The organism is Nitrospinota bacterium (assembly GCA_009873635.1).
In the GTDB taxonomy this organism is placed as follows: Bacteria; Nitrospinota; Nitrospinia; order Nitrospinales; family VA-1; genus LS-NOB.
The window spans coordinates 89964-93743 of record WAHY01000004.1 but is presented as its reverse complement, the minus strand read 5'-3'; the positions used below and the strand labels follow the sequence as shown (position 1 = coordinate 93743).

Annotated in this window: 3 protein-coding genes; 1 reads left to right on the top strand and 2 read right to left on the bottom strand. The window is 43.6% G+C overall.

The genetic code is table 11. The features are described from left to right. Both F3741_04080 and F3741_04075 read right to left on the bottom strand, forming a co-directional pair. Positions 1 to 467, bottom strand: a 467-nt coding sequence (locus F3741_04080; GenBank protein ID MZG29980.1) for a hypothetical protein, incomplete at its 3' end; no start/stop codon positions are given. Then, the gene (locus tag F3741_04075) at positions 464 to 2080 is read right to left on the bottom strand and encodes an AAA family ATPase (protein MZG29979.1); all 1617 of its coding nucleotides are present in this window, start codon (positions 2078 to 2080) and stop codon (positions 464 to 466) included. The genes F3741_04075 and F3741_04080, both read right to left, overlap by 4 nt. 243 nt (positions 2081 to 2323) lie before the next feature. Here F3741_04075 and F3741_04070 point away from each other — a divergent pair, with 243 nt between their 5' ends. Beyond that, on the top strand, positions 2324 to 3640 hold the full coding sequence (locus tag F3741_04070) for a hypothetical protein (GenBank protein ID MZG29978.1): 1317 nt from the start codon (positions 2324 to 2326) through the stop codon (positions 3638 to 3640). Positions 3641 to 3780: the final 140 nt, after the last annotated feature.

Here is a 3780-nt window from a genome sequence, read left to right as displayed (position 1 = left end):
CTACTGTAATCTGTATTATTTTTAAATACCTGAAGCGGCTTTCCTCCCAGCTCACGGTTACGAATGTCCACACATTCGGCAATGATCCGCTCTCCCGCCACATCATGCGCTACCAGCGACAACACTGACCGGCACTCCGGGGTACTGTATTCTGGGTGGGTATGGTCATTATAAAAACGGGCACCGTTTTCTAAAACCCTGTCACACTTCATATCCAGATAGGAATAGGGCCTTTTGCGGTCCTCAGCGCAAAAAGCATCCTCTTCCTCATCCTGGGCCAGGGAACTGACCCTGAATCCCCGCATATCCAGATGAGAATTTTCCTGTGAGTAGGCCCATTTACAAAAAACACTTTTACGCCGGCAGGACTGCAACAGTTTCATGGACTCTTCGATGGGATCCGAGTCTTCCATATCTTCCCGGATTATTCCATACTCGGTCTCCATACCGATGAGAGGTACACTCATATGATAGACCTGCGCATCGTGTTTTCAGTAGCCTTGTCAGATTCGTTGGGTCGTCTCACCCTGACAACATTTTTCGCATCCATATCTAAAAGCTGGAGCCAGTCTTCCAAGTTGGATTCTGCCGGTAGTAGTCCGCCTTCCTCAAATTCTGTCTCCAGAGAAACCAATAGATCTTCCACGGTAAGGCATAACGTTTCACCTTGAATCGCCCTTTCAATAGCCCTTTCTTTTGCACGTTTCATTATTCCCTCAATGATGGCGCCGGAAATAAAATCGTTCCAATACATTTTCCGGTTGCTTCCACTTCGCAAGGTCAGGACTAATACTTCCTGTTCTGAGTTTCTTTCAAAAAGTCGATCCAGAAAAGGCTCTGCCATTGCATCAAAGTCCTCATGCTCTCGAGGAAGACCCTCTTTCAAATACACGCGCAAAATAGCTTTGCTCTCTTCCCTGTCAGGACGTGACACCTTTATCTTTCTATCAATTCTACCGGGCCGGATGATAGCGGGGTCAATCAGGTCGGGCCTGTTTGTTGCCAGAATCACAACTGTTTCACGAAGGGACTGAATACCATCCATCTCGGCACAAAACATCGGCACCACAGTATTACTAATGTTTGACCCGCGCCAGGCTTGCCGAGTTCCCAGGATAGATTCCGCCTCATCAATAAAAATGAAAGGAATTTGTCCTTTCTCTTTATAGTCACGCGCTTTCTTGAATATCTCCCTTATTTTTCGTTCCGATTCTCCCAGCCACATATTCAGTATTTCCGGTCCCTTAACATGAATAAACCGGCCTTCAAGTTCCGAGTCTTCTTTTTCTGAAAGTTTGCGGATCACTTCTGAGAGAATAGCTTTTCCTATAAGAGTCTTGCCACAACCCGGAGGGCCATAGAATAAAAACCCTTTTGGCACCTGGTATTCCATCTGGCTCAGAATTTCCTGGTGCAGGAGGGGATATTCGAGAACCTTTCTCACCTCTTCTTTAACTTTTTCCTGCCCACCTACCTGAGACCATTCAACCTGATCAAAGTCGTCTTCTACAAGGGTGCGGGACTCCCGTTTCGGAAGTTTGTCCAAAATAACTCTTTGATTGCTATCAAGAAAAACTTCTTCTCCTTCTTTCAAAGAGTCTTTATCCAGTCCCTCCCTGGCCAGAACAATCGTTTCAGTGTTTCCGGTTGCTGCCTGCACCAACCATTGCCCACCTGCCAATTTTCCGGATATTTTTGCCAAAGGCCCCTGAGTGGGAAAAGGCAGCCTAGCTATAGCAACAAATCCTTCATTCAGTGCAACCTGATCGCCTGTTTTCAATCCCTCATTTTCTATCAGTTCCGGGACGGCTGCAGCCTGATATTCCGTCCCCCCTGATACCAGGCGCACCAGGCCATTTTCCCCCTGACCCAGGATCGTACCAATACGGTGTGCCGGAGATTTAAGCTTTTCAATAGCTTCTTCCAGGGTTTTGATCTTTAATGCATACTGCTGTGCAGACTGCTGGGCCTGAAACAGTGCGTCCCTGAGATCAAGAATCTTTTCCTGCAATTGAGGTCGATCTTGAGTCTCATTTAAAACCTGGTCAATCAATTCTATGATATGGGTCTGGTCTCCCATGAATAAATCCTTTATTGTTATAGAGAATTATCAATTGTATGAACAAAAAAATTTATAAATCAAGTCAATTTTCTCAAAGGTTTAGTAGAGAAAACCTTTTCGTTATATTAGGATAGGATTTCTATTACCATTGCCCTTGAAAACTCACACGCAAATTACCGGTTTTCCCTCAGAGATCGTCAAAACCCAGGGCACGGCCACCTTTTGAAGGAATAACAGCCTCAAACAATTATCTTTCTCTATATGATCTTTGCAAACAACAAAACTTCAATAGAAAAATGCATTATCAGCTTCAGCCACAATAAATATTCTTCCCGCAAAAAAGCAGACAAAACCAGCATTTCCAAGGCAGAGCGTGAAATTGCCGCCAGGAAAAATGGTATAAGCCATCTAATTCTAAGAGCTAAAGATGATGAGATTGATCGACTGAAATTCCTTTTTTTGATACGTGGAATCCCTCTCATGTGTTACGCGTTGGGGAACCTGCTGAACTCAAATCTTCGCGAAATTGTTGTGGTCGGTTCCGAGGAAGTCAAAATAATTATGGACAATTTTCTCGAAGTTGTCGGCACCTTCGGAAAAACTGTACAGTTTGTCCCGGAAGACATCAATCATCTCAATCTGGTCAACACCATGAATCTGGGAAGAGAACTGCTTTCTCCTGCTAAAGATGAACTGGTTCTTTTCCAGCCCGGTGACCTGCCTTTCCTTTACGATTTGGGAAAAGTGCTGCAATCCTCCGAAAATAAAAAATACAACATAATCCTCTGGCTGAACTCGCGGCAAAACATGTTTCCGCATTATAGAAAGGATACAAACAGCGAGTTTGTTAAACGTAATTATCATTACCGTACCCTCAGCGAGCATGAAGACAGTCTGCTTGACCTTAAAGAGCCCAACTTATATCCAATAAATTTTTCAATGATGGATTCTGAAATAATCGATCAACTGCACTCTTCACGTAAGGATGGGCAAATCATCAACGCCGGAATCCAGACAGCCCTGCAAAAACCTTTGCGCTTACTGAAAATTATTCCATACTTGATAGATCACCTTTCATCTTTCAGGTCAAAAGTGAACCAAATCAGATCTGGCGATAAATATCAGTTCGGCATGACCCGCAAAAATTTTAATAAAGGCGCCTCGATCTTGCTCAATACACCAATGACCACCATCTTCCACGACGATCCGGCTTTTGTTTCCGACGTTGATGCATTAGAGGATTGGGAGGATTTTGAGTCTCTCACTCATTATGCTGAGAAAACTCATGGTATGGAAGGACTGGAAACCATTCACCCTTTTGGGAAATATCTGGTCGAATTCCGTGAAAAAGCCATGCCAGGTTTGAAGGAAAAAATTCCCATGTATCGTGATTATCCTTCATACCTCAACTCCATTTATAAAACACTCAAAATGGACTATGTTCCATTTGACAAAGATGGGTGTTACATTTCACCTAACGCAGAGTTAAAAGAAGTTGTATTTGCATACCACTGGTACAAAAACAAGTGTGAGTTGTTACGGCAGGAAAAAACCTCTCAAAACCACCAACACAACTAACCCGAAAACGCTGACGAACCTGCTTTCTGCAAACTTAAAATAGAGCTATAATGCAAGGAATTGCACGCTAAACTTAAGTCAAACGAATAGAGCATAAAATGCCGAAACCGTGGCAGAAAAAAAGTTTATTGCACCGGACC

Coding starts and splice junctions, on each gene's coding strand:
- F3741_04070 (MZG29978.1), top strand. CDS start 2,324: ATGATCTTTGCAAACAACAAAACTTCAATAGAAAAATGCATTATCAGC.
- F3741_04075 (MZG29979.1), bottom strand. CDS start 2,080: ATGGGAGACCAGACCCATATCATAGAATTGATTGACCAGGTTTTAAAT.